Annotated in this window: 26 protein-coding genes and 1 tRNA gene; 16 read left to right on the forward strand and 11 right to left on the reverse strand. The window is 66.7% G+C overall.

Going from position 1 to position 24,599, the window contains the following annotated elements; all coding sequences use genetic code 11:
- Positions 1-29: 29 nt before the first annotated feature.
- A complete protein-coding gene (locus tag ACTZWT_RS16445; RefSeq protein ID WP_444770754.1) occupies positions 30-854 on the reverse strand; it encodes a universal stress protein in 825 nt (274 codons plus the stop codon).
- A gap of 141 nt (positions 855-995) precedes the next feature.
- Positions 996-1,724 carry a protein-L-isoaspartate(D-aspartate) O-methyltransferase gene (locus ACTZWT_RS16450; RefSeq protein ID WP_444770755.1) on the reverse strand — a complete coding sequence of 243 codons (729 nt, stop codon included), beginning with the start codon at positions 1,722-1,724 and terminating at the stop codon, positions 996-998.
- Between the two features lie 245 nt (positions 1,725-1,969).
- Between ACTZWT_RS16450 and ACTZWT_RS16455 the strand changes: the two genes are divergently transcribed.
- The 3 genes from ACTZWT_RS16455 (at position 1,970) to trxC (ending at position 3,787) form a co-directional block, all read left to right on the forward strand.
- The gene (locus ACTZWT_RS16455; protein WP_444770756.1) at positions 1,970-2,191 is read left to right on the forward strand and encodes a ChaB family protein; all 222 of its coding nucleotides are present in this window, start codon (positions 1,970-1,972) and stop codon (positions 2,189-2,191) included.
- Positions 2,192-2,272: 81 nt separating this feature from the next.
- Positions 2,273-3,256 carry a zinc-dependent alcohol dehydrogenase family protein gene (locus ACTZWT_RS16460; protein ID WP_444770757.1) on the forward strand — a complete coding sequence of 328 codons (984 nt, stop codon included), beginning with the start codon at positions 2,273-2,275 and terminating at the stop codon, positions 3,254-3,256.
- A gap of 93 nt (positions 3,257-3,349) precedes the next feature.
- Positions 3,350-3,787 carry a thioredoxin TrxC gene (gene trxC, locus ACTZWT_RS16465; protein ID WP_444770758.1) on the forward strand — a complete coding sequence of 146 codons (438 nt, stop codon included), beginning with the start codon at positions 3,350-3,352 and terminating at the stop codon, positions 3,785-3,787.
- A 9-nt stretch (positions 3,788-3,796) separates the two neighbouring features.
- Here trxC and ACTZWT_RS16470 read toward each other — a convergent pair whose 3' ends face one another.
- Positions 3,797-4,309: an Lrp/AsnC family transcriptional regulator gene (locus ACTZWT_RS16470; protein ID WP_444770759.1), complete on the reverse strand. Its 513-nt coding sequence runs from the start codon at positions 4,307-4,309 to the stop codon at positions 3,797-3,799.
- 109 nt (positions 4,310-4,418) lie between these two features.
- Between ACTZWT_RS16470 and megL the strand changes: the two genes are divergently transcribed.
- A complete protein-coding gene (megL, locus tag ACTZWT_RS16475) occupies positions 4,419-5,630 on the forward strand; it encodes a methionine gamma-lyase (protein WP_444770760.1) in 1,212 nt (403 codons plus the stop codon).
- Between the two features lie 431 nt (positions 5,631-6,061).
- On the forward strand, positions 6,062-6,691 hold the full coding sequence (locus ACTZWT_RS16480) for a hypothetical protein (RefSeq protein WP_444770761.1): 630 nt from the start codon (positions 6,062-6,064) through the stop codon (positions 6,689-6,691).
- Positions 6,692-6,711: 20 nt separating this feature from the next.
- Here the strand turns inward: ACTZWT_RS16480 and ACTZWT_RS16485 are convergent.
- Together ACTZWT_RS16485 and ACTZWT_RS16490 are read right to left on the reverse strand one after the other, a co-directional pair.
- Positions 6,712-6,786: transfer RNA gene (locus ACTZWT_RS16485), tRNA-Glu, on the reverse strand.
- A 410-nt stretch (positions 6,787-7,196) separates the two neighbouring features.
- A complete protein-coding gene (locus tag ACTZWT_RS16490) occupies positions 7,197-7,532 on the reverse strand; it encodes a hypothetical protein (protein ID WP_444770762.1) in 336 nt (111 codons plus the stop codon).
- Positions 7,533-7,589: 57 nt separating this feature from the next.
- Between ACTZWT_RS16490 and ACTZWT_RS16495 the strand changes: the two genes are divergently transcribed.
- Positions 7,590-8,564, forward strand: coding sequence for an RluA family pseudouridine synthase (locus tag ACTZWT_RS16495; protein WP_444770966.1), 975 nt, complete (start codon positions 7,590-7,592; stop codon positions 8,562-8,564).
- Between the two features lie 216 nt (positions 8,565-8,780).
- Positions 8,781-9,680, forward strand: a complete 900-nt coding sequence (gene rpoH, locus ACTZWT_RS16500; RefSeq protein WP_444770763.1) for an RNA polymerase sigma factor RpoH — start codon at positions 8,781-8,783, stop codon at positions 9,678-9,680.
- 312 nt (positions 9,681-9,992) lie between these two features.
- Here the strand turns inward: rpoH and ACTZWT_RS16505 are convergent, their stop codons facing one another.
- Together ACTZWT_RS16505 and ACTZWT_RS16510 are read right to left on the reverse strand one after the other, a co-directional pair.
- A complete protein-coding gene (locus tag ACTZWT_RS16505) occupies positions 9,993-10,355 on the reverse strand; it encodes a hypothetical protein (RefSeq protein ID WP_444770764.1) in 363 nt (120 codons plus the stop codon).
- 105 nt (positions 10,356-10,460) lie between these two features.
- A complete protein-coding gene (locus ACTZWT_RS16510) occupies positions 10,461-11,363 on the reverse strand; it encodes an MBL fold metallo-hydrolase (protein ID WP_444770967.1) in 903 nt (300 codons plus the stop codon).
- Positions 11,364-11,498: 135 nt separating this feature from the next.
- Here ACTZWT_RS16510 and ACTZWT_RS16515 point away from each other — a divergent pair, with 135 nt between their 5' ends.
- The 5 genes from ACTZWT_RS16515 (at position 11,499) to ACTZWT_RS16535 (ending at position 16,223) form a co-directional block, all read left to right on the forward strand.
- Entirely contained in the window at positions 11,499-12,302 is an 804-nt protein-coding gene (locus ACTZWT_RS16515; protein ID WP_444770765.1) for a sulfite exporter TauE/SafE family protein, read from the forward strand.
- Between the two features lie 175 nt (positions 12,303-12,477).
- Positions 12,478-13,614: an endonuclease/exonuclease/phosphatase family protein gene (locus ACTZWT_RS16520; RefSeq protein WP_444770766.1), complete on the forward strand. Its 1,137-nt coding sequence runs from the start codon at positions 12,478-12,480 to the stop codon at positions 13,612-13,614.
- Between the two features lie 262 nt (positions 13,615-13,876).
- Positions 13,877-14,752: a hypothetical protein gene (locus ACTZWT_RS16525; RefSeq protein WP_444770767.1), complete on the forward strand. Its 876-nt coding sequence runs from the start codon at positions 13,877-13,879 to the stop codon at positions 14,750-14,752.
- Between the two features lie 539 nt (positions 14,753-15,291).
- On the forward strand, positions 15,292-15,882 hold the full coding sequence (locus tag ACTZWT_RS16530; protein WP_444770768.1) for a YidB family protein: 591 nt from the start codon (positions 15,292-15,294) through the stop codon (positions 15,880-15,882).
- A 50-nt stretch (positions 15,883-15,932) separates the two neighbouring features.
- Entirely contained in the window at positions 15,933-16,223 is a 291-nt protein-coding gene (locus ACTZWT_RS16535; RefSeq protein WP_444770769.1) for a GlsB/YeaQ/YmgE family stress response membrane protein, read from the forward strand.
- 53 nt (positions 16,224-16,276) lie between these two features.
- On the opposite strand, the gene ACTZWT_RS16540 is transcribed toward ACTZWT_RS16535, so the two are convergent.
- On the reverse strand, positions 16,277-17,059 hold the full coding sequence (locus tag ACTZWT_RS16540; protein ID WP_444770770.1) for an SDR family NAD(P)-dependent oxidoreductase: 783 nt from the start codon (positions 17,057-17,059) through the stop codon (positions 16,277-16,279).
- A gap of 233 nt (positions 17,060-17,292) precedes the next feature.
- Between ACTZWT_RS16540 and ACTZWT_RS16545 the strand changes: the two genes are divergently transcribed.
- From ACTZWT_RS16545 to ACTZWT_RS16555, 3 genes are read left to right on the forward strand one after another with little or no spacing between them, the layout of a single operon-like run.
- The gene (locus tag ACTZWT_RS16545; protein ID WP_444770771.1) at positions 17,293-18,372 is read left to right on the forward strand and encodes an acyl-CoA dehydrogenase family protein; all 1,080 of its coding nucleotides are present in this window, start codon (positions 17,293-17,295) and stop codon (positions 18,370-18,372) included.
- A 27-nt stretch (positions 18,373-18,399) separates the two neighbouring features.
- Positions 18,400-19,560 (forward strand): acyl-CoA dehydrogenase family protein, encoded by a 1,161-nt coding sequence (locus ACTZWT_RS16550; protein ID WP_444770772.1) that lies wholly within the window; start codon positions 18,400-18,402, stop codon positions 19,558-19,560.
- 46 nt (positions 19,561-19,606) lie between these two features.
- On the forward strand, positions 19,607-20,413 hold the full coding sequence (locus ACTZWT_RS16555; RefSeq protein WP_444770773.1) for an enoyl-CoA hydratase/isomerase family protein: 807 nt from the start codon (positions 19,607-19,609) through the stop codon (positions 20,411-20,413).
- Positions 20,414-20,614: 201 nt separating this feature from the next.
- On the opposite strand, the gene ACTZWT_RS16560 is transcribed toward ACTZWT_RS16555, so the two are convergent.
- The 3 genes from ACTZWT_RS16560 to ACTZWT_RS16570 all read right to left on the reverse strand — a co-directional run bounded on the left by ACTZWT_RS16560 (position 20,615) and on the right by ACTZWT_RS16570 (position 23,557).
- The gene (locus tag ACTZWT_RS16560; RefSeq protein ID WP_444770774.1) at positions 20,615-21,379 is read right to left on the reverse strand and encodes a hypothetical protein; all 765 of its coding nucleotides are present in this window, start codon (positions 21,377-21,379) and stop codon (positions 20,615-20,617) included.
- Positions 21,380-21,381: 2 nt separating this feature from the next.
- Positions 21,382-22,170, reverse strand: coding sequence for an enoyl-CoA hydratase (locus ACTZWT_RS16565; protein WP_444770775.1), 789 nt, complete (start codon positions 22,168-22,170; stop codon positions 21,382-21,384).
- A gap of 178 nt (positions 22,171-22,348) precedes the next feature.
- Positions 22,349-23,557, reverse strand: a complete 1,209-nt coding sequence (locus ACTZWT_RS16570) for an ABC transporter substrate-binding protein (protein WP_444770776.1) — start codon at positions 23,555-23,557, stop codon at positions 22,349-22,351.
- A 212-nt stretch (positions 23,558-23,769) separates the two neighbouring features.
- Between ACTZWT_RS16570 and ACTZWT_RS16575 the strand changes: the two genes are divergently transcribed.
- Complete coding sequence (locus ACTZWT_RS16575; RefSeq protein WP_444770777.1) at positions 23,770-24,579, forward strand: thermonuclease family protein; 810 nt, start codon at positions 23,770-23,772, stop codon at positions 24,577-24,579.
- Positions 24,580-24,599: the final 20 nt, after the last annotated feature.

The following is a 24,599-nucleotide window of genomic DNA, read 5'->3' on the forward strand; positions in this document are numbered from 1 at the left end:
CGTTCGGCCTGAAGACCGAACCGCCGCCCTCAATGCGACATCAGCACCGGCACCGTCATCGACGCCAGCATCTCGCGGGTGACGCCGCCGAGTACGAATTCGCGCAGCCGCGAATGGCCGTAGCCGCCCATCACCAAGAGGTCGGCGGATGAATCCGCGACGTGCGACAGGATGGTGCCGGCGACGCCGATATCCGGCGAGGTGATCATCTTGATGTCGAGCTTGATGCCGTGGCGCGCCAGATGGTTGGCCATCTCGATGCCGCGCAGCTCGTTCTGGTCGCGGACCTTGTGGTCGCGCACGATCAGGAGCTCGACCGCGCCGGCGCGGCGCAGGAACGGCCGCGCGTCGTTGATCGCGCGGGTGGCGGCGCGGCTGCCGTCCCAGCCGCAGATCACCCGGTCGAGCTTGACGGGGGCTTTCTGGATGTAGGGCACGATCAGCACCGGCCGGCCGGAATCGAACAGCACCTGCTCGATCAGGATGTCGTTGTCGGCGTTTTCGGGATCGGACTGCATGATCACCGACAGGTCGAACCGCCGCGCCATCCGCGGAAACCGGCCCGAGGTGCCGTAGGGCGTCTCCAGCAGATGATGCTCGGCCGAGACGCCCTCGCGCTTGCAGGCGGCCTCGAAGCGTTCGACGGCGGCGCGGGCGGCGGTCTCGCTCTCCGCCAGCATCTTGGTCATCACGTCGGAGGGGAAGTCCGGCATCGTGAAGCTCGGCAGCGACTCATAGGCGAAGCAGGCGCCCGAGACATGGGCGTCGAACATCCGCGCGATCGCGATGGCGACGCCGTCGATGGCGCCGCGCGACGGGCTGCGTTCGAGATTGACGATGAGATCCTTGATCATGGTCGTGCTCCCCCTTGGTGTTGGCCGGTTGTCGTTGCGGCGGCTGGTGATCGGGATGCCGCGCGGCGGCGCGCGTGTGCGGCTGTATAGCACTGCCGCGCAACGAAGGGATCGGGTTGCAGCGTCGCGGCGACGCATGGCTCACTTGCTCGCGCTGCCGGCGGGCCCGGCCTGATCCGGCGCGGCCCAGCCCTCGTCGCCGACCAGCGGCACGAAGCGGACGTCGGCGAGCTGCTCGCAGCGGAAGTCGTCGGCGCCCGTGCGGGTCAGCCGGAGCAGCTTCTGGGCCTGCTGATCGGCGCCGACCGGCATCACCAGCCGGCCGCCGATGGCAAGCTGCGCCTTGAGCGATTCCGGCGGATGCGGCCCGGCCGCCGCCACCACGATCGCATCATACGGCGCGCCCTGCGGCCAGCCGCGCGAGCCGTCGCCCTGCCGGACCTGCACATTGCCGATGCCGAGCGCGGCCAGCGTCGCCGCGGCCTTGTCGGCGAGCGCGCCGAAGCGTTCGATGGTGATGACTTCGCCGGCGATCCGCGCCAGCACCGCGGCCGCATAGCCGGAGCCGGCGCCGATTTCGAGCACGCGCTCGCCGCCTTTCAGCTGCAGCGCCTCGATCATTGCGGCGACGATATAGGGCTGCGAGATGGTCTGGCCGCAGCCGATCGGCAGCGGCGAATCGTCATAAGCGAGATCGCGCGTCCGCTCCGGCACGAAGGCCTCGCGCGGCACCCGGCGCATCGCGTCGAGCACCAGCGGATCGCGCACGTCGCGCGCGACGATCTGCAGCGCCACCATCCGCTCGCGCTGCGCGGCGAAGTCCGTCGCATCGTCGCCGACCGGTGGATGCACGGAGCCCGAAGCCGCCATCGCAACCTCCCCTGACCGCCGGCCTCGGCGCTGTTGCGCTGCGACGATCCGAGCCGGCCGCGATGTTAGGAGCGGCCGGCCGGGCCTCGATTGATCCGGATCAAGCCGGCACCGCGCGCGCTTCCGCGGCGACGCGCCGCCGCCGTATTCGGATGCAAGCGTCGCCGCCACAACGTACCGGCCGCCGCGGGTTCGGCGATTGTCGCTGCCCGCGCGGGTGCGCGCCGCGCGGCGAGGAGAGCGGGATGCCTTACAGCTCGACCGACGATCTTCCCCCGTCGCTGCAGGTGCGGCTGCCGCTGCACGCGCAGGAGATCTATCTGGCCGCTTTCAACAGCGCGTTCGCCGAATATGCCGACCGCGGCGCCGAGGAGCAGGAGAGCACCGCGCATCGTGTCGCCTGGGCGGCGGTGAAGAAACAGTACCGGAAGCAGGACGAGCGCTGGGTCGCGCGCGATTCCGGGTGAGATCCCGCGATGGCGGTTGATCCGTGATCGCCGGCGGATGTAAGCCGGAGGCAGCGATCGGCCGAACTGCGGGGGCACCCGATGGACGCAATGGTGCTGACGGCGCCGGGAACCCGGTTGCAGTATCAGCAGCGCGACACGCCGCTGCCCGGCGACGGCGAGTTGCGCGTCAGGATCAGCGCCTGCGGCGTCTGCCGCACCGACCTCCACGTCGTCGACGGCGAACTGCCGAACATCGCCTATCCGATCATCCCCGGACACGAGATCGTCGGACGGGTCGAGGCGGTCGGCCGTAACGTCACCTCGCACCGGGTCGGCGACCGCGTCGGCATTCCATGGCTCGGACACACCTGCGGCGTCTGCCGCTACTGCCGCAGCGGCATGGAAAATCTCTGCGACGCGCCGCTGTTCACCGGCTACACCCGCGACGGCGGCTTCGCCACCCACACCATCGCCGATGCGCGCTACGCCTTTCCGCTCGGCGAGGACGGCGACGATGTCGCGATCGCGCCGCTGTTGTGCGCCGGGCTGATCGGCTGGCGCTCGCTGGTCATCGCCGGGTCGGCCGAACGGCTCGGCATCTACGGCTTCGGCGCCGCCGGCCACATCGTGGCGCAGGTGGCGCGGTGGCAGGGCCGCCGCGTCCATGCCTTCACCCGCGGCGGCGATGTCGCCGCGCAGGATTTTGCCCGCAGCCTCGGAGCGGTCTGGGCCGGCGCCTCGGAGGAGCCGCCGCCCGAGCCGCTCGACGCCGCGATCATCTACGCGCCGGTCGGCAGCCTGGTGCCGGCGGCGCTGCGGGCGGTGCGCAAGGGCGGCCGCGTCGTCTGCGCCGGCATCCACATGAGCGACATTCCGGGCTTCCCCTATTCGCTGTTGTGGGAGGAGCGACAACTCGTCTCGGTGGCCAACCTCACCCGGCAGGACGGCATCGATTTCCTCGATGTGGCGCGGCGTGCCGCGATCAGGACCGAAACCCACGCGTTTCCGCTCGGCGACGCCGATGCGGTGCTCGGCAAGCTTCGCGCCGGCGAGCTGCTCGGTGCGGCGGTGCTGGTGCCGTAGCAAGGCCTTGCCACGTCATGGCGACTGCAGCTTCGCCTTCGGCTCGCAATGACGAGGGGAGCGCCTAGATAACTCACCGAGGAGGCTTCGATCATGTCCGACCATCTGGTGGTGTGCACGCATTGCGGCGGGGTCAACCGGCTGCCGGAGCAGCGCTCCGCGCTCGAAGCCAAATGCGGCAAATGCGGCGCGAAGATTTTCGACGGGCATCCCGCCGATGTCGGCGCTGAAATCTTCGACAAGCAGATCGCGCGCAGCACGGTGCCGGTGCTGGTCGACGTCTGGGCGCCGTGGTGCGGGCCGTGCCGGGCGATGGCGCCGGCCTATGAGATCGCGGCGCGCGAGCTCGAGCCGCAGGTGCGGCTGATCAAGCTGAATTCCGACAACGAGCAGCAGATCGCCGCCCGGCTCGGCATCAGCGGCATCCCGACCATGATCCTGTTCGACGGCGGCCGCGAGCGCGCCCGCACCTCCGGGGCGATGCCGGCCAGCGCGATCGTGCGCTGGGTGCGGGAGAATTTGCCGGGCTGAGCCGCGGCGTCACTTCGGCAGCGGCAGCGGGCCGTCGAGCTTGTCGCTGCGCATCACGAAGGAGGTGCGGATGTCCCGCACCGTTGGCAGCGCCAGCAGGCCGCGCAGTACGGTGGCCTCGTAGGCGGCGATATCCGGCACCACCACTTCGAGCAGGAAATCGGCGTCGCCCGACACCAGATGGCAGGCGATCACCTCCGGCATGTCGCGCACCGCGGCGATGAACGCCTCGGCATTGTCGCGCGAATGCCGCTCGACCCGGATGCCCGCGAAGGCTGTGACCGACAGCCCGACCGCGGCGCGGTCGATCAGCGCCCGATAGCCCGCCACCACGCCGGCCTCTTCGAGCAGCCTGACCCGCCGCGAACACGGCGACGGCGACAGCCCGACCCGCTCGGCCAGCGTGATGTTGGGAATCCGGGCGTCGGCCTGCAGCTCGGCCAGGATCCTGAGGTCGATCGCGTCCAGGTCGGCCTTGGCGGGATTGGTTCTGGGGGGATCGGTTTTGGCAGGATCGATCATATGCTGCGCAGCAATTTGCCGAAGATCGCCAATTCATAGCTCATCTGTGGCATCTTTGGCAAGATCGGCGGCCGGACCTGCGCCATACTGAAGCGCAAAGGAGCGCCCCATGACCCTTCCGCCGCCCCGCCATCTCCCGAACAGCCTCGGCTTCGCCACCCGCGCCATCCACCATGGCTACGACCCGCAGGCGCATCTCGGCAGCCTCAACCCGCCGGTGTTCCTGACCTCGACCTATGCGTTCGACAGCGCCGCCGAGGGCGCGGCGCGGTTCGCCGGCGAGGCCGAGGGCTTCATCTATGGCCGGGTCGGCAACCCCACCGTCGCGGTGCTGGAGCGGCGGCTGGCCGAGCTGGAAGGCGGCGAGGCCGCGCTCGCCACCTCCTCGGGCGTCGGCGCGCTGACCGCGTTGGTCTGGACGCTGCTCAACGGCGGCGACGAGATCGTCGCCGACCAGATGCTGTATGGCTGCACCTTCGGCCTGTTCGAGCATCATCTGCCGCGCTTCGGCATCCGGGTGCGGTTCGCCGACCTCACCGATCCGGCCGGCCTCGAAGCGGCGCTGAGCGCGAACACCAGGATGGTGTTCACCGAGACGCCGTCCAACCCGAACATGCGGGTGGTCGATATCGCCGCCATCGCGGCGATCGCCCGCCACGCCGGCGCGCTGTTCGTCGTCGACAACACCTATTGCACGCCGTATCTGCAGCGCCCGCTCGAACTCGGCGCCGACATCGTCACGCATTCGGCGACCAAGTATCTCGGCGGCCATGGCGATCTGCTGGCCGGCGCCGTGGTGGCGTCGCAGGAGATCATCGACCGGCTGCGCTTCACCGGCATCAAGGAGCTGAACGGCGCCTGCATCTCCGCCTTCGACGCCTTTCTGATTTTGCGCGGGCTGAAGACGCTGACGCTGCGGATGGACCGCCACAGCGCCACCGCCGCAAAGCTCGCGCGCGACCTCGAAGCCCATCCGGCGGTGGCGCGGGTGTACTACCCGGGCCTCCCCAGCCATCCGCAGCACGCCTTGGCGCAACAGCAGATGCGCCAGATGGGCGGCATGATCGCGCTCGAACTGAAAGGTGGACTGGCGGCGGGCCGCGCGCTGATGGACAACGTGAAGATCGCCACCCGCGCCGTGAGCCTCGGCGACGCCGAAACCCTGGTCCAGCACCCCGCCAGCATGACCCACGCCACCTACGACCCCGACGAACGCGCCCGGCACGGATTCACCGACGGGCTGATCCGGATCTCGGTGGGGCTGGAGGATTACGAGGATTTACGGGGGGATTTGCTGGGCGGGCTGGGGGGAGTGTCGTGATGATCGCGACACTCTCTCCCGCGCTAACTCATCGACGGCGGTAGCTCTGCTCGCGGCGGCCGCAACGCTGTCTGTTTGCGAATCCGCCAATCAGCAAGGGGTGGCGTCACCGCTTGTGTCCCTTTGAACAGGGAATCTTGGCTATGGCTTCAGCAGCCCCCGCGACATCGAAATCATAGAACACGGCTGGCCCCTTTCCGGACCATTGAGCCCACTGAACCCGGACGCGCTTGGCTGATTTTAGTGCCTCTGGCCTAAGTTGATGCAACGCGGAGCGAGAACCGCTACGAACGTTTGGCATAGGTTGATATTGTATCGGTCCATCGTCGATTCGCCAGGATATGATAGCTCCATTGGGCATATCCTCTGATAATTGGATCGCCACGTAGAGAAATTCCGGTTCTGTTGCACGAATGCCTTCGGCGCACCCAATGTCGAGCCTGCCCGCCACACCTGCAGAAGATTCCTTGGCTGACACTCCTGCAAAATGTGAGACCTTGTCGGACATCCGATCTGTGATTTGGACGAATTTCCATTCGGCGCGTGCCGAGGACGTCGCCGCCAGCACCGCGATAAACAGGGTGGTCGGCAGTGAAATGGATAGGACCACTATGCATTTCAGTATATGCGAAATGCAGCGGACTATTACCAACCTCATCTTCCATCCAATCTACGAAGACGGTTATTCTCACAACCGGAACAGAAAGAAGTGTATGTGGGCGAATTGGCTAGCCGCTTTTGGATTACTAATCGAGTTTGTTGGCTTTGGTATCCTTGCCTACGAACTCGTGCAGACAAACAAACTCGCGGTCGTGGACACAACTGCAATCGCGAGAGAGAAAGAGGATTTTGACCGAATCGAACTATGGGATGGCGAAGGAAATCGCGACGGCAAACATATGGTAATTGTGGGCGGCCAGCTCGGTAAGCTTATCGAAGGCCTGCGAACACAGAAAGATCACTTGGAACGCCGTACGTCACTGATCTTGCGAGGAGTCGCCTGCAGCGGGATCGGAACGATGCTTCAGCTTGTCGCCGGTTTTGGACAAGCAATGAATTGATCTGAGGCAAAACTAAAAACTGGCGCTCCCTAGGGGAATCGAACCCCTGTTTCAGCCTTGAGAGGGCCGCGTCCTAACCGCTAGACGAAGGGAGCGTGAGGGCCAGAGCAATAGCGGCGAAACGGCTCGGCTGCAAGATCGGGGGCGGCCATTTCTGCCGTCATGCCCGGCCTCGTGCCGGGCATCCACGTCGTCAGGCCGTGCGGGTGGCCGTGGATGGCCGGGACGGAGCCCGGCCATGACGAAGTGGGAGCCTCGGGCCCATTTTCCGACTGCCGCAGGCTTGTCCGGCCACTGGCGCGACCTCATCCTGAGGAGCGCGGCACCGCCCGCAGGGCGATGGCGCGCGTCTCGAAGGATGGCCGCAAGCGCGCCCCGTCGCACGTCCTTCGAGACGCCCCGGCTTCGCCGGGGCTCCTCAGGACGAGGTCTGTGCTTGCGGAGCGGGCTTGCCTGCCTCGGGGCGAGGTCGGCGCCTGTGGCTCGGTTCAGCGGCGGCGAGGCCCTACGGCTCGCTCGCAAACGTCAGCCGTCCGGCCGGTTTCATCGTCCGGGCGTCGAAGGTGCGGATTTCGGTGGCGCCGCCGACGTCCAATGTGACCACGATGTGGTCGCCGGCGGTGCCGGTGGAGACGACTTTGGCGCCCTTCGGCAGCCGCAGCGTCTGCTCGGCGGCGACCGGGGCGCTTCCCTCGGCGCGGAAAAGCTTATAGCCGATGGCGATGAGAACCGCCGCGAGCGCCAGCGCCGTGGTCAGGCCCGCGATCATCATCATCCGCCGCACCCGCGCAAACAACGCGGCCTGTTCGGGGGTCGGTTCGGGCAGGGCGGTTTCGGTCATGCAATACTCGGTTTTCTGGAAGGCTCGGTCGTGAACGATTCGCAACATCTGCTGGAAGTGGTCGTCGCCGGCGACGAGGGCTCGTCGCGGCTCGACCGGGTTCTGGCCACGCGCTGCCCCGAACTGTCGCGGTCGCGGCTGAAGGTCCTGATCCTGGACGGCCGCGTCGCGATCGCCGGCAGCGCGGTTCGCGACCCCGCTTATCATGCGAGCCCCGGCGAGACGATCACAATCGACGTGCCGCCGCCGGTGGCGCCGGAGCCGGAAGGCGAGGCGATCGCGCTGACGATCGTGCACGAGGACGACGATCTGATCGTGATCGACAAGCCGCGCGGCCTGGTGGTGCATCCCGCCGCCGGCCACGAGACCGGAACCCTGGTCAACGCCTTGATCGCGCATTGCGGCGCCTCGCTGTCGGGGATCGGCGGGGTGCGGCGGCCGGGAATCGTGCACCGGCTCGACAAGGACACCACCGGGCTGATGGTGGCGGCCAAGAACGATCGCGCGCACCAGTCGCTGAGCGCGCAATTCGCCGACCACGGCCGCACCGGCGAGCTGCGCCGCGGCTATTACGCCTTCGTCTGGGGCGTGCCGAACCGCGCCCGCGGCACCATCGAGGCGCCGATCGACCGCCATCCTTACGCCCGCGAGAAGATGGCGGTGCGCGACGGCGGCCGCGAGGCGATTACCCATTGGGAGGTGCTGGAAACCTTCACCGGGCGCAGCGGCGGCGAGATCGTGTCGCTGATCGCCTGCCAGCTGGAAACCGGCCGGACCCACCAGATCCGCGTGCATCTGGCCCATCTCGGCCACCCGCTGCTCGGCGACGACGTCTATGGCCCGCACTTCAAGACCAAGGCCAGCCAGCTCCGCCCGGACGCCCGCGCCGCGCTGGCGGATCTCGGCCGTCAGGCGCTGCACGCCTATCTTCTGGTATTGGAGCACCCCTCCTCCGGAGAGGTCATGGCCTGGGAATCCGGCCTGCCGGCCGACCTGGCCCGCCTGAAAGCCGCGCTTTCGGCGACGGAATGACGCAGTTTAGTCAGAAAACATAAATCATCTCAGCGCGTTGTTAGGTCGTCACAGCCAAGTGACAAGACTGTAACTAAACTCGCGCGACTAATCTCGGTATATTGCAGGTGCGTTGGATGAGCCAACGCGGAACATCGCAGCCCGGTCGGCTTTAGCAGAGCGACCTGTCTGCCAGGCCGCCCGATGTCGGGGGCTTGAAACCACTGGAGGGCGCTGATGGCCCGTGCAGCTACGCTACCCGTTCTCAACGGTGAATCCGGACTCGCTCGGTATCTGGCGGAAATCCGCAAGTTCCCGATGCTCGAGCCGCAACAGGAATACATGTTCGCCAAGCGCTGGCGCGAACACGATGATCGCGACGCGGCGCACCAGCTCGTCACCAGCCATCTGCGGCTCGTGGCCAAGATCGCCATGGGCTATCGCGGCTACGGCCTGCCGATCTCCGAGGTCGTCTCGGAAGGCAATGTCGGCCTGATGCAGGCGGTGAAGCGGTTCGAGCCCGACAAGGGCTTCCGCCTCGCCACCTACGCGATGTGGTGGATCAAGGCGTCGATTCAAGAGTACATCCTGCGTTCGTGGTCGCTCGTGAAGATGGGCACCACCGCGAACCAGAAGAAGCTGTTCTTCAATCTGCGCAAGGCGAAGAGCAAGATCTCGGCGCTGGACGAGGGTGATATGCACCCCGACCAGGTCAAGCTGATCGCCAAGCGGCTCGGCGTCACCGAGCAGGACGTGATCGACATGAACCGCCGCCTCGGCGGCGACGCGTCGCTCAACGCCCCGATCCGCGACGACGGCGAGCCCGGCGAATGGCAGGACTGGCTGGTCGACCAGTCGCCGAACCAGGAAGTCGTGATGGCCGAGCACGAAGAGCTCGATCATCGCCGCGCCGCGCTGAACGGCGCGATCGGCGTGCTCAACCCGCGCGAACGGCGGATCTTCGAGGCCCGCCGCCTCGCCGACGAGCCGATGACGCTGGAAGATCTCGCCGCCGAGTTCGGCGTCTCGCGCGAGCGGGTCCGCCAGATCGAGGTCCGCGCCTTCGAGAAGGTGCAGAGCGCCGTCAAGGGCACGATCGCGCGTCAGGAACAGGCGGCGCTCGAAGCCGCCCACTGACGCCGGCGCCAAGCGCACCGAAACGACGAACCCCGCCGCATCCCGGCGGGGTTTTTGTTGGCCTGATAGTCTTTCGTCGTCGCGGCGCGTTCAGCGGCGGAACCAGAGCTCCGGTTCTCACAGAACCGGTTTCCACTTCGCTCGAAAACGCTCAAGCAACCCGTCATGCCCGCGCTCGTCGCGGGCATCCACGGTCTTGAGGCCCTGCAACGGATCAAGGCGTGGATGGCCGGGCCTTCGCCGCGCCGAAGGGGCTCCGGCGCAGGCGGGTCGAGCCCGGCCATGACGAAGGAAACGGGAATGCCGCGCGGCTCAGTCGCGCTTGGCGGTGCCGGTGACGAGGCTGGTCTGGCTGGTGACCGGATCGGTGATCGCGGTGCGGATCGAGGCGCTGCCGTTGCTGCCGAGCGTGAATTTGCTGTCGCCGATCCGGAACGAGCCGTCCTTGATCAGCACGGTCTGATACTTGATCGTGCCTTCGCTCTGGTACTTCACCTGGGCGCGAAAGCCCTGCACATTGGACACCGTGATGGCGAACTTCTTGGTATTCGAATAGGTGCCGCTCCAGGTGCCTTCATAGAGCTTGGCGTCGACATTGACGTAGGGCGTCCGCGACGGATTCAGCAGCCCCGCCGCCGTATAGCCCGAGGCCAGAACGCTCATGATGTCAGCCATCGCCAGCTCCCTGCCGCGCGAAAATATTCAGCAACACTTCACACCGGGGGCGGTTAATGCCGCGTTAATGGTTGTCCGCCCGGCAGCGCACAGCCGGGCGTCGCTTCAGCTGACCCCGGCCTCGGCGCCGGGGCGGGCATGCACCGGCAGCAGCAGATAGTGCACGCCGTTCTGCTGCGCCTTGGGGAAGCGGCCGGCGCGGATGTTGACCTGGATCGACGGCAGCAGCAGCGTCGGCGCGCTCAGCGTCGCGTCGCGCGCCTGGCGCATGTCGACGAACTGCTGTTCGCTGACGCCGCCGCGCAGATGCACATTGCCGTCGCGCTGCGCCTGCACGGTGGTCTCCCAGGCATAATCGTCGCGGCCGGGCGCCTTGTAGTCGTGGCACATGAACAGCCGGGTCTGCGGCGGCAGCGCCAGCAGTTTCTGGATCGAGCGATAGAGCTGGTGCGCGTCGCCGCCGGGGAAATCCGCCCGCGCGGTGCCGTAATCCGGCATGAACAGCGTGTCGCCGACGAACACCGCGTCGTCGCCGATCCGGTAGGCGATGTCGGCGGGGGTGTGCCCCGGCGTGTGCATCACCTCGACCGGCAGATCGCCGATCGAAAAGCGCTCGCCGTCCTTGAACAGATGATCGAAATCGCTGCCGTCGGTGCGCAGATCGTCGGCGTTGAACATCGGCCGGAAGATCCGCTGCACGTCCTTGATGTGCTCGCCGATGCCGATCCGCGCGCCGGTCTTGCCCTTGATGTAGGGCGCGCCGGACAGATGGTCGGCATGGGCGTGGGTCTCCAGCACCCACTCGATCGTCAGCCCGTCGTCCCGGGCGGCCTGCAGGATCGCATCGGCCGAGCGGATGTCGACGGAACCGTCGCGATGATCGTAGTCAAGCACCGGGTCGATCACCGCCGCGCGACGGGTGGCGGGGTCCGACACCAGATAGCTGATGGTGTTGGTCGGCTCGTCGAAAAATGCGCGGATCTGCGGCGAGATTCGCTGCGACGACATCTGCGGGGAAGACGACTTGTGCGGGGAAGAAGGGCTGGTCACGAGCATTTTCCCTGGTCCGGTAGAATGACTGTTGCGCCCCTCCGATATCTATTAGCATATTCGGCCCGTGCAAGCCGGGATCTGTAGAATTTCATGCTGATGGGTGTCACCGCCGCCGACATCGTCACCGTCGCGAGTGGCGGGTTGGTCGGGTTCATCCTCGCGCTGATCGGCGGCGGCGGCTCGGTGCTGGCGGTGCCGCTGCTGGTCTATGTGGTCGGCGTCCGCTCGCCGCATGTGGCGATCGGTACCAGCGCCATCGCGGTGGCGATCTCGGCGCTCGCCAACATGCTGAGCCACTGGGCCGCCGGCAATGTGCGCTGGGCCTGCGCGCTGGTGTTCTCGGCGGCGGGGATCGGCGGCGCGTTCGCCGGCTCCACCGTCGCCAAGCAGATCGACGGCCAGCAATTGCTGGTGCTGTTCGGCCTGCTGATGATCGTGATCGGCGTGCTGATGTCGCGCGGTCGCTCCGGCGGCGGCGACCCGACCATCCGGCTGACGAGGGCGACCGCGAAGACGATGCTGCCGAAGCTGATCGGCACCGGCTTCGGCGTCGGCGTGCTCGCCGGCTTCTTCGGCATCGGCGGCGGCTTCCTGATCGTGCCGGGACTGATCCTCGCCACCGGCATGCCGCTGACGTCGGCGATCGGCAGCTCGCTGGTCGCGGTGTTCGCGTTCGGCGCCTCCACGGCGGCGAGCTACGCGCTGTCCGGACTGATCGACTGGTGGCTCGCCGGACTCTTCATCGGCGGCGGGCTGGCCGGCGGACTGATCGGCATCGGCGCCGGCAGGCTGATCGGCACCCACGACAAGGCGCTGCGCGCGGTGTTCTCCGCCGTCGTGGTGATCGTCGGGCTGTATGTCTGCACCCGCGGCGTGATGCACTTCCTGTCCTGACCGGCCGAGCGCCGGTCTTGCGAGCGTCATCGATGCGAATCTGGAGCTCCGGTTCTGATAGAATCAGAACCGGAGCTCTGGATTCTTGGTTTGTCGCGTTTTCTTCACGCGAACCGGTATCCACTTCGCTCGAAAACGCTCTAGACTTCCTCCTTTCAGCACCAGGGAGGATTTCATGGACTACACCGGCTTGCGCCCGCGCAGCGGCGCCACCGAGCGTCGCCAGACCAACCCCGATCGCGCCCGGACCGTCGATGCCCTCATCGCCCTCCGCGCCGGCCTGAAGCAGCTTCCGCCGAAGGGCCCCGGCAACTTCCTGCTCGCGACCTGGAATATCCGCCAGTTCGGCGGCAGCGGCCGGACCGACGACGCGCTGTACTGCATCGCCGAATGCATCAGCCGCTTCGATCTGGTCGCGGTGCAGGAAGTGCGGCAGGATCTGGTCGCACTGAAACGGGTGATGCGGCTGCTCGGCCGCGACTGGGACTACATCTACACCGACGTGTCGTTCGCCGACGCCGGCAATGGCGAGCGGCTCGCGTTCCTGTTCAACCGCTCGCGCGTCCACTTCAGCGGCCTCGCCGGCGAACTGGTGCTGCCGAGCAAGGCCGCCACCGAACTGGTGGCGCAGATCGCGCGGACGCCGTTCATCTGCGGCTTCCAGTCGGGCTGGGCGAAGTTCAATCTGTGTACCGTTCACATCTATTACGGCAAGGGCAAGAAGGACGATCCGCAGCGGATCGAGGAGATCGACCAGACCGCGAGGCTGCTCGCCGCCAAGGCAAAGAGCTACGTCAATCTCGATTCCCCGGCCGACTACTCGCCGGAAAATCTGGTGCTGCTCGGCGACTTCAACATCTTCGGCCGCGAGGATGCGACGTTCCAGGCGCTGACCCGAAACAAATTCGTGATCCCCGAACAGCTGCTGCGGCAGACCAAGGGCAGCAACGTCGCCCAGGACAAGTTCTATGACCAGATCGCGTTCTTCAAGGAAACCCGCGGCATCAAAGAGATGAGCGCCGGCGTGTTCGACTTCTACAAATACGTCTTCAACGATCCCGAGCTCTACAAAGACGTGATGCCGGCGAAAGCGAAGTTCAAGGACTGGCGCACCTATCAGATGTCGGACCATCTGATCATGTGGACCGAGTTCGACGTCGACAAGGCCGACGTCTACCTGAAGTCGCTCGCCAGGGAGCACAGCGGCGAGAGCGCCGCCGGCGGCGCGAAGACGACCGCGACGAAGAAGACGGCCAAGAAAGCCACCAAGAAGGCCGCCAAGAAAGCCAAGAAGAAGACACCGGCGGAATAAGCCGCGGCAACACTCCCGACTGTCGTCCCCGCGACCACTGCGACGCGATGCGGCCACGCGCGCTGCGACAGAGCGCCTCAGGCCGGGTTGCCGGGCTAAACATCACTGTCATGTTGCACGGCTAGTCTCGGACATCCGCGATGTCTGATCGGCCGGTCGACGCAGATCGGCCGCCGCACTCGATCAGACGCAGTCGATCAGGCGCAGCAATGCGTTTGCACGTCTCCGCATTCTCTGAAATCCAGCAAAGGCTCTCTCTTTCATGCGCAACACCATGCTGACTTCGTTCGTTTCCGCTCTGCTCGCAGTGGCGGCGTCGGTCACCGTCGCCGCTGCGGCTGACGGCGCCATCGACAACGGTGCGCTGGCGAAATCCGAATTCCGCGATCATGCCAGGACCTTCGGACTGGTGTACACGCTGCCCAAGAACGTCAACGATGTTCTCGATGCGACCATCAAGGGCCCGCTGAAGGAAAAGCTCCTGAATGCGAAGCTCGACACCGAAGCGCAGATGCACAACATTCCGCACGTCACGGTGGTCCACATCCACAATGCCGATCCCGCCACGCCCGAGAAGATGCTCGCGGCGCTGCCCAAACTGCCGCCGGTCCTCGAAGTCACGCTGAAGAACTTCTACACCACCGAAGCCGCCAAGGGAGCCGGCCATCCGTGGTGGCTCGATCTCGGCCTCGTCAAGGAAGGCAAGAGCTTCGAGGAAATGATGGCGTTCAACACCGCCGCCACGGCGGCGCTGGCTCCGCTCCGCGACGGACCGCTGCCGCGTTGCACCGGACCGGTCTATGCCGTGATGAGCGATGCCGCCAAGGATCTGGTCCGCACCGTCGGCGTCAGCGGCGTCAATGTCGTCAAGGACGGCAAGGAACTGCGCTCGCACAACCCGCACAACACGCTGGTCTACAGCATGGCGAAGTTCACCCCGGAGGTGCAGGCGCAGATGAATCAGGCGGCGAAGGAGTTCAACCAGATCCTCCCGGACGGAATCCCCGCCTCCTTCAAGAGCGTCTCGATCGTCGAGCTGGGCTTCGCCGGCAACGTTCTGCGCGAAATCTATCGGATCAGCCTCGAGGATGGTTCGGTGCTGAACGTTGCGACCGGCAAGATGGCTTCGCTGAAGTAGGCATCGGACCGGGCGCTCCGGCGCCCGGTGCGCAAGCTGATTGAGGAAAGGGCGGCCCGATGATGGGCCGCCCTTTTTTGATTCGCGATGTCGTTTCGATCCACCGAGGCGTTCGAAGTTACTCGGCCGCCATCTTGCCGTCGGGCGCGGCGGCGAGGACTTCGGCGTCGACCTGCGCTTCGAAGCCGGCGCAGCATTGCGAGGAGCACCCGGATCGGCGCTCCGCCGTCCGGGCACAGGCTCCGCGACGAAGCAATCCAGAAGCCCCCATACGCGGCGGTCCGGATTGCTTCGCTTCGCTCGCAATGACGGGGAGAGGGCATTGATCTGGCGGCCTGCATGTCCAGTCAGGAGGAGTCGGTGCAGCTGGTAAGGCCATATCGCCACAATCGAACGAAGAAGCGTCTAGTCCGCGCCAAGTCGCTCTCGCCTTGTTCTCGCCGTCGCCGACTCCTATCTGGTTCCGGACGGCGAACGAAACGCCGCACTTGGACGTTGTCGTCGGCTCAGCGAGCATGACGGTTCAAAGGGAGGCCAGGATGGGTTTGATGGATATCCTCAACGGCATGCAGAACGGCCCGCGCGGCCCTGCCGATCCCGACGACAAGAGCGGCGGGATGTCGAAGTTCACGATGGCGATCCTCGCGCTGCTTGCCTACAAGGCCTACAAGCACGTGACGGCGCCCGATGATCAGCCGGCCGGCCAGGCGCGGCCGACCTCGGTGCCGTCGTCGCGCCCCACCCTGCCACCCAACACCGTCAATGCCGGGATGCCCGGCGGCGGCGGGCTCGGCGATCTGCTCAAGGGCGGGCTCGGCGGATTGCTCGCCGGCGGCGCGGCGGGCAGCATCCTGTCCGGCGGGCTCGGCGACCTGCTGAAGCAGTTCCAGACCAGCGGCCTCGGCGACGCGGCAGAATCGTGGGTCGGGCGCGGCGAGAACAAGCAGATCGCCCCGAACGATCTCGCCAATGCGCTCGGCGCGGACCAGCTCGAGATGCTGACGCAGCAGACCGGGATGTCGCGGGACGAACTGCTCGACGGCCTCAGCCGGCAATTGCCGCAATTCGTCGATCAACTGACGCCGGACGGACGGCTGCCGACCGAGGACGAAGCCTCGCGCTGGGTCTGATGGTTCGACGTGTGGACCAACGCTGAGCGTTTCGAAAAGGACTATTGCCCATGACTGGTATTCTCTGGATCATCCTGGTCGGCTTCATCGCCGGCATCATTGCGCGTGTGATCTCGCCCGGGCCGAACAATCCGCAGGGCTTCCTGCTGACGACCGTGCTGGGCATCGCCGGCGCGTTTCTCGCCACCGCGATCGGCCAGATGATCGGGCATTACGGGCCCAACCAGGGCGCCGGCTTCATCACCGCCACGATCGGCGCGGTGCTGGTGCTGTTCATCTGGAACCGGCTGGTGGCGCGGCGGATGATCTCCGATCCCGGCAACCGCTATCTCGATCGCTGACAAGCAAACGGCCCGGCTGATCACCGGGCCGTATCTTTTTGTACGGCGATCGATCAGCCGAGATGCATGCCGGCGTCCATCCGCACCAGTTCGCCGGTCATGCTGGCGGATTTCGGCGTCGCCAGGAAGCACACCAGCTCGGCGATGTCCTCCGGGCTCGAGGCGATCTTCAGCGGCACCTTCGCCACCACCATGTCGCGCACCTGCTTGGCCTCTTCGGCGCCGCGACCCTTGGTGAACCACGGCGTGTCGATATAGCCCGGGCAGATCGCGTTGACGCGGATGTTCGGCGCCAGCGCGCGGGACAGCGACAGCGTCATGGTGTTGAGCGCGCCCTTGCTGGCCGCATAGGCGATCGACGAGCCGATGCCGCTGATGCCCGCGACCGACGACACGTTGACCACCGCCGCGGCGCGGCCCGCCGCCTTGGCGCCGGCCGATAGCAGCGACCGCGCGGCGCGGACCATCTGATACGGGCCGATGGTGTTGACCGCGTAGAGCCGCTGGAAATCCTCCGCCGACAACTGATCGAGCAGATGATGCGAGACGTGCTTGGTGATGCCGGCATTGTTGATCAGCGCGTCGAGCCCGCCCCAGGCTGCGGCGGCTTCGACGATGCGCTTGCAGTCGTCGTCCTTCGACACGTCGCCCTGCACCACCACGACCTCGGCGGCGCCGAGCTTGCGGCATTCCTCCGCGGTGGTTTCGGCGTCGGCCTGGCTGGACGAATAGTTGATCACGAGCCGGGCGCCGTCGCGCGCCAGGATTTTTGCGGTGGCGGCGCCGAGGCCGGAGGCCGAGCCTGTCACGATCACATTCAGTCCGTTCGTCGCCATCTTCGCTCCCTGTGTTCGACCTGCGCGCCGCGCGGCGGGCAGCACCATATCGGCTGCGAGGCGTTGGGCAAGCGGCCTCAACCCGCATCGCGGAATAACTCCATGTCGCGGCCGCAGACGGCTCCGCGGCGGCGACGCTTGTCATCGCTTTCGCTTTTCCGCATCATGCCGCGCAACAAACAAGGCTGCAGCTCCCCTGTCCGCTTCGCGCGGGCTGCGATGATGTTGCGCGAATGGGGAACGCCGTGACGGAGACCACTGATCATATCGTCGTCGAGACCGCGGAGAAGATCTTCGCCGACCTCGCCGATGCGCAGAGCATCAACGCCGACAAAACCGGAAACTGGAAAGCGCCGCTGTGGCGGGCGCTGGGCGATTCCGGACTGCCGCTGTCCTGGGTGCCGGAAGAGTGCGACGGCGCGGGCGCCAGCCTCGCCGAAGGTTTCGCCGTGCTGAACGCCGCCGGCCGCGCCGGGCTCGCGGTGCCGCTGGCCGAGACGATGCTCGCCGGCTGGCTGCTGGCGCAGGCCAGGATCGCCTCGCCGGAGGGCACGATGACGGTCGCGCCGGCGCATCCGAAGGACCGCATTGCGCTGGCCGCCGACGGCACGCTGTCGGGGCGCGCGCGCGGCGTACCGTTCGCGCAGGACGCGCGGCATATCGCGGTGCTGGCGCACAGCAAGGACATCGCCGTCATCGCGCTGGTCGAGGCGGCCGCGTGCCGGATCGAGCATGGCCTCGGCCTCGGCGGCGATCCGTCGGATGCGGTGACGTTCGACGGGGTGACGCCGCTGACCTTCGCGGTGGCGCCGCAGGGCTTCGATCAGACCGCGCTGCTGCTGATGGGCGCGGTGGCGCGCAGCCTGCAGATCGCCGGCGCGCTGGAGACGCTGCTGGAGATCAGCGTCGGTTACGCCAACGAGCGCGTCGCCTTCGAAAAGAAGATCGCGAAATTCCAGGCGGTGCAGCACAATCTGGCGAGGCTCGCCGGCGAAACCTCGGCCGCGCTGGCGGCCGCGACCTCCGCCGCCGATACGCTGGCGAATGCGACGACGTTCGACGACGCCGTGATGCTCGAAGCGGCCGCCGCCAAGATCCGCTGCGCCGAGGCGGCCGAGAAGGGCGCGGCGATCGCCCATCAGGTGTTTGGTGCGATCGGCTTCACCTCCGAACACATCCTGCATCGCTACTCGCTGCGCGCGCTCGGCTGGCGCGACGATTTCGGCAATGAGAGCCATTGGGCGGTCGCGCTCGGCCGCATGGTCGCCGCGCGCGGCGCCGACGATCTGTGGCCGCTGGTCGCCTCGCGCTGATCGCCCCGAAACCCGACGAGACACATCATGACCGCAGCCCTCCGTTTCGATCCGATCCGCCTGCCGCCCGTCTGCGAGGAGCTGCGCCGCGAAGTCCGCGCCTTCCTCGCCGAGGAAATCGCCGCCGGCACCTTCGATCCGCACAAGCCGCAGCGCGAGGATTCCGACGCGCCGGAATTCTCCCGCCGCGTCGGCGCGCGCGGCTGGCTCGGCATGACCTGGCCCAAGCAATATGGCGGGCACGAGCGCACGTTTCTCGAGCGCTACGTCGTCACCGAGGAGATGCGCGTCGCGAACGCGCCGACGCGGCGGTTCTTCGTCGCCGACCGGCAGAGCGGCCCGGTGCTGCTGAAATACGCGCCCGAGCACATCAAGATGGATATCCTGCCGCGGATCTGCCGCGGCGAGCTGTGCTTCGCGATCGGCATGAGCGAGCCGAATTCGGGCTCGGACCTGTTCGCGGCGAAAACCAAGGCGACCAGGACCGAAGGCGGCTATCTGATCAACGGGGCGAAGATCTGGACCACCTCGGCTCACATGGCCGACTACATGATCGCGATCTTCCGCACCTCGCCATCGACGAAAGAGAATCGCCGCCACGGCCTGACGCAGTTTCTGGTCGACATGAAATCGCCCGGCATCAAGGTCAACCCGATCGGGCAGATCACCGGCCAGCACGAATTCAACGAGGTGGTGTTCACCGACGCCTTCGTGCCGGACGATCATCTGCTCGGCGAGATCGACGGCGCCTGGAAGCAGGCGACCTCCGAACTCGCCTATGAGCGATCCGGACCGGAGCGCTTCCTCGAGACCTACTACGTGCTGACCGAACTGGTGCGCGCGCTCGGGCCGGACCCCGATACGCGCGGCGCCGAGGGCATCGGCCGGCTGGTGGCGCAGCTCCACACCATGCGGCGGATGTCGGTGTCGGTCGCCGGCATGCTGCAGGCCGGCAAGGAGCCGGTGGTGGAAGCCTCGATCGTGAAAGACATCGGCACGCTGTGGGAGCAGCAATTGCCGCACCGGGTGCGGGAGCTGTCCGCCTTCGTCGACGGCGAGGCGTCGAACCACGCCACGCTCGACGAACTCACCGCCTTCGCTACCAAACTCGCGCCCAAACTCACGATTCAGGGTGGTACCACCGAGGTGCTGCGCGGCATCATCGCGCGCGGGCTCGGCCTGCGCTGAGCCGCGGCAACGCCGCGCGCAACCCGACATTCATCGAGGACAGATCATGACCCAGTACACCGACATCGCGGTCGAGACCAACGGCCACGTCGCGCTGATCGAGATCCGGCGGCCGCCGCTGAATTTCTTCGACATTGCGCTGATCCGGCAGATCGCCGACGCGCTCGACGCCATCGACGCCGACCCGGAGATCCGCGCCACCGTGCTGGCCGCGCAGGGCAAGGCGTTCTGCGCCGGCGCCAATTTCGGCGATCCGGCGCGGCAGGAGGTCGACCCCGCGGCCGCGAAGGGCGACCCCGCCGACAGCCTCGGCCAGATCGGCCATCTCTACATCGAGGCGGTCAGAATTTTTCGTGCCAAGAAGCCGATCGTCGCGGCGATCCATGGTGCGGCGATCGGCGGCGGGCTCGGCCTCGCGGTGTCGGCGGATTTCCGCGTCACCTGTCCGGAGGCGCGGTTCTCGGCCAACTTCACCAAGCTCGGCTTTCATCCCGGCTTCGGCCTGACGGTGACGCTGCCCGAACTGATCGGCCGCAACAATGCCGAGCTGATGTTCTACACCTCGCGCCGCGTCACCGGCGAGGACGCGGTCAAGATGGGACTGGCCAACGAGCTGGTGCCTCTGAATGAAGTCCGCAGCGCCGCGCTGAAGCTCGCCCGCGAAATCGCCGAATGCGCCCCGCTCGGGCTGCTCTCGACCCGCGCGACGATGCGCGCCACGCTGGCCGACCGGGTGATGCAAGCGACCAGGCACGAACTCGCCGAACAGACGCGGCTGCGCTCCACCGAAGACTTCAAGGAAGGCGTCAAAGCCACCGAAGAACGCCGCATCGCGCATTTCAAGGGGCGGTGAGGTCGTCGCTCACTGCCGCCTCACCCCGTCATTCCGGGGCGCCGCGCAGCGGCGAACCCGGAATCCATAGCCCCTGGACTCGCGGGGATGCCCAGTGGACGACTGCCGTGCGCAACTAACAACCATCGGGGAGTATGGATTCCGGGTTCGCTCACTGCGTGAGCGCCCCGGAATGACAGACTCTATTCGTTTGACGAGTGGTTAGTCTGTGAGCCTGAACTCTACCCCGGCGAGATGGAAGCCGTCGCTGGTTGTCGCGACGCCTTGGGCCTTCGCGGCCTCGCGAATCTCGTTCGCGTCGGCGACCTTGAAGCTCAGCGCCGCCATCGCCTCGTTGTCACCGCGGACGAAGCGCAGCGTAGCGTTAGGCAACTGCAATTCGGCGACGCCATCGGCGCCTGCTTGGACGGGCAATTCGAGGATCCGTCCCCAATGCGCCGCAAGGGCGGCGGGGTCGGGGCTCTGCAGCTCGACTGATACCAGCGCCTGCGTCGTGTCGGTGCGGATCGCCTTGTCCCAGTCCGGGCCCGCGGGCGGATACGGCCCCTTGATGTTGTCGCTGCCATCGGTGTGATTCAGTTCGATGAAGGCGGCGCGGCAGTCGCGCGGGTGCAGTTGCACGCCGTGATACGGCGCGTGATCGATCACATTGGCGGTGCGGACGCCGAGCGTCGCGGCGTGACGGCCGCGCGCGTCCGGATCGTCGCAGCAGAAGATCGCCATGTAGCCGCCGCGGCCGCCGGTCTTTTCGAGAAAGCGCCCGGCCGCAGTACCGTCCTCGATCGGCGCGACGATTTCCAGCAGCGTGGTGTCGACCGGGATCAGCACGTTCTCCAGCCCGTATTTGCCGACATGCGGATCGCGGTAGCAGATGTTCAATCCGAGAATCGCGGCGATCTGCGACGCGGCGGGTTCGATAGCGTCGGCGACGAGGCAGATCTGGCGCAGCCTGAGAAACGGCGTCATCGTCATCGTCCCTGAAATACGGCTGCACGCTTCTCCACAAAAGCCGCGGCCGCTTCCTTGTGGTCGGCGGTCTCGGCGCAGCGCGAATGATGCAGCGCCTCGGCGTCGAAGCAGGCTTCGAGCGAGAGAGTCTCGGCGTTGGTGATGTTGGTCTTGATGTAGCCCAGCGTCACGCTCGGCCCCTGCGCCAGCGACAGCGCCAGTTCGCGCGCGGCGCTCTCGACCTCGACGTCGGGCACGACGCGGCTGACGATGCCGAGCGCGAGTGCCTCCTGTGCGGTGAGCACCGGCGAGGTCAGATACAGGTCGCGCGCTCTGGCGGCGCCGATCAGATGCGTCAGGAAGTAAGTGCCGCCGAAATCGCCGGACAGCCCGACCTTGGCGAAGGCGGTGGTGATCTTGGCGGAGCTGCCGGCGACGCGCAGGTCGCAGGCCAGCGCCATCGACAGCCCGGCCCCGGCGGCCGCGCCGTCGATCTGCGCCACCACCGGCTTGGGCATCTGATGCAGCAGGCGCGACACCTCCATGCCGCGGCGCAGATTGGCGACCTTCTGTTCCAGCGGCGGCGGGTCGTCGGCCGCGGCCATCGATTTGACGTCGCCGCCGACGCAGAAACTGCCGCCGGCGCCCTTCAGCAGCACCGCCCGCACCTGCGGATCGTCCTTGGCGCGATGCGCCGCCTCGACCAGCCCGCGGATCATGTCCTGATTGAGCGCATTGCGCCGCTCGGGCCGGTTCATAGTGATAGTGAGCAGGCCCTGGTCGAGATGCTGCAGGACGATGTCGGTCATGGGCGAATGGTCCTTGTTGTCGTTGTCTCGTTACGGCGGTCGAACCGGTCACCACCATCATGGCAAAGAGGCGCGCAGGCGCCGTCTCGAACCATGAGCAGAACAGCCCTCGCCCTTCGAGACGCCCGGCTTCGCCCTTCGGGCTACGCCGGACTCCTCAGGGTGAGGGTGCTGGTTGTTACTTCTTCACCAGCGGGCAGCGCGATTGCTCCAGCGGCTGGAAGGCCTGATCGCCGGGGACGGTGGCGAGCAGCTTGTAGTAATCCCAGCGGCCCTTGGATTCCGACGGCTTCTTCACCTCGAACAGATACATGTCGTGGACCATGCGGCCGTCCTCGCGGATCTTGCCGTTCCGGGCGAAGAAATCGTTGACCGGGGTTTCCTTCATCTTCTTCATCACCGCCGCGGCGTCGGTGGTGCCGGCGGCCTTGACCGCCTGCAGATAGTGCATCGTCTCGGAATACAGCCCCGCCTGCGCCGAGGTCGGCACCCGCTTGGTGCGTTCCATGAAGCGCTTGGAGAACGCGCGGGTCTCGTCGTTCATGTCCCAGTAGAATGCGCCGGCGATCAGCAGGCCCTGCGCGGTCTCCAGCCCGATGCTGTCGACGTCGGTGATGAAGGCGAGCAGCGGCAGGATCTTCTGGCCGCCCTTGCGGGTGATGCCGAATTCCGCCGCCTGCTTGATCGCGTTGATGGTGTCGCCGCCGGCATTGGCGAGCCCGATCACCTTGGCGTTGGAGCTTTGCGCCTGCAGCAGGAAGGACGAGAAGTCCGAGGTGTTGATCGGATGCTTGACGCTGCCCAGCACCTTGCCGCCCGACGCCTTGACGACGTTGGTGGTGTCGCGCTCGAGATCCTGCCCGAACGCGTAGTCCGCCGACAGGAAGAACCAGGTGTCGAGCCCCTGCTTCACCGAGGCGAGACCGGCGACGTTGGCCTGCGCGAAGGTGTCGTAGGAATAGTGGATGGTGTAGGGACCGCACGCCTCGTTGGACAGCCGCACCGAGCCCGGGCCGGAATACATGATGATCTTGTTGCGCGCCTTGGCGATCTCGCCGGCGGCCAGCGCGGTGGCGGAGGCGGCGACGTCGATGATCGCCTCGACGCCCTGATTGTCCAGCATGTCGCGCGCGATGCTGGCGGAAAGATCGGCCTTGTTGAGATGGTCGGCGGCGATGATCTCGATCTTGCGGCCGAGCACGGTGCCGCCGAAATCCTCCGCCGCCATCTTCGCCGCGGTCTCGCTGCCGGTCCCGGTGATGTCGGCATAGAGGCCGGACATGTCGAGGATCGCGCCGAGCTTCAGCGGCGGCTGCGATTGCGCCTGCGCGGCCGAAATCGCGGCGATCGACAGACATGCGAGTAGTGTGGTGCGGATGGGTCTCACGTGGTCCTCCCTGACCGGCGCCGATTTCGTCGCGGCGCTTCTGGTCGTGGTGCGATCATGCCGCATCGACTGCGCAGCGGCAAGCGCGCGCGATTTCCGCTCGATGGAATGCGCTTGCGCGATCGCAACACGCTTAGTAAGCGGTTGGCCGCAATTCGTCCGCGACGCCTGCTTCGGCAGGGTCGTGACCACGCTGCCTGCGAGTGCACGCAATGACGGCGATGACCACGACAGCGCACCGGCGAAAACGATGCATCGTGCTGATCGGATGCATCGCGATGATCGCCGGCGCGACGCCGGGCATCGATGGCGCTGCTCTGGCCGGTTGCCTGACTCTCCCCGAACAGGGCGAAGCCGTCGTGGCGGCGATCGAGGATGGCCGCACGCTCCGGCTGCAGGACGGCCGCGAAATCCGGCTCGCCGGCATCGAGATCGATCCGTCGCGGCAGGCCGCGGCGAAGGCCACGCTCGCGTCGCTCGCACGCGAGCGTCGCGTCACGCTGCGCGGCGACGACGATGCGCCGGATCGCTACGGCCGGCAGCCGGCCTTTGTGTTCGCCGAGGCGGGGACGCAGTCGCTGCAGCTCCGGCTGCTCGACGCCGGCGAGGCGCTGGTCGGGCTCGGGATCGCGGACGGCGACTGCCGCGCCGAGCTGCTGGCCGCGGAGGCGACGGCGCGAGTCGCGCAGCGCGGGCTCTGGGCCGATCCGGCAGCCCTCAAAAACGCCGGAAATCCCGGCGATATCATGTCCCGGGTCGGGCGATTCACGGTGATCGAAGGCAGGATTTTGTCGGTCCGGGGAACCGGCGGCACGATCTATCTGAACTTCGGCCGGCGCTGGACTCGGGACTTTGCGGTGACTATTTCAAGGCGCATATTGGGGTCGTTCGAGGCGGCGGGCATCGCGCCCAAGTCCTTGGAGAAAAAGCGAATCCGGGTCCGGGGCTGGGTCGAACGGCGCTCCGGCCCACAGATCCGAATTCGCGAGGTGGGACAGATCGAGATGCCCGGCGCGAGATAGCGCCCGGAGAGAGCCAGCAC

The sequence above is a fragment of the Rhodopseudomonas sp. NSM genome (assembly GCF_052445935.1).
Taxonomy (GTDB): Bacteria; Pseudomonadota; Alphaproteobacteria; order Rhizobiales; family Xanthobacteraceae; genus Rhodopseudomonas.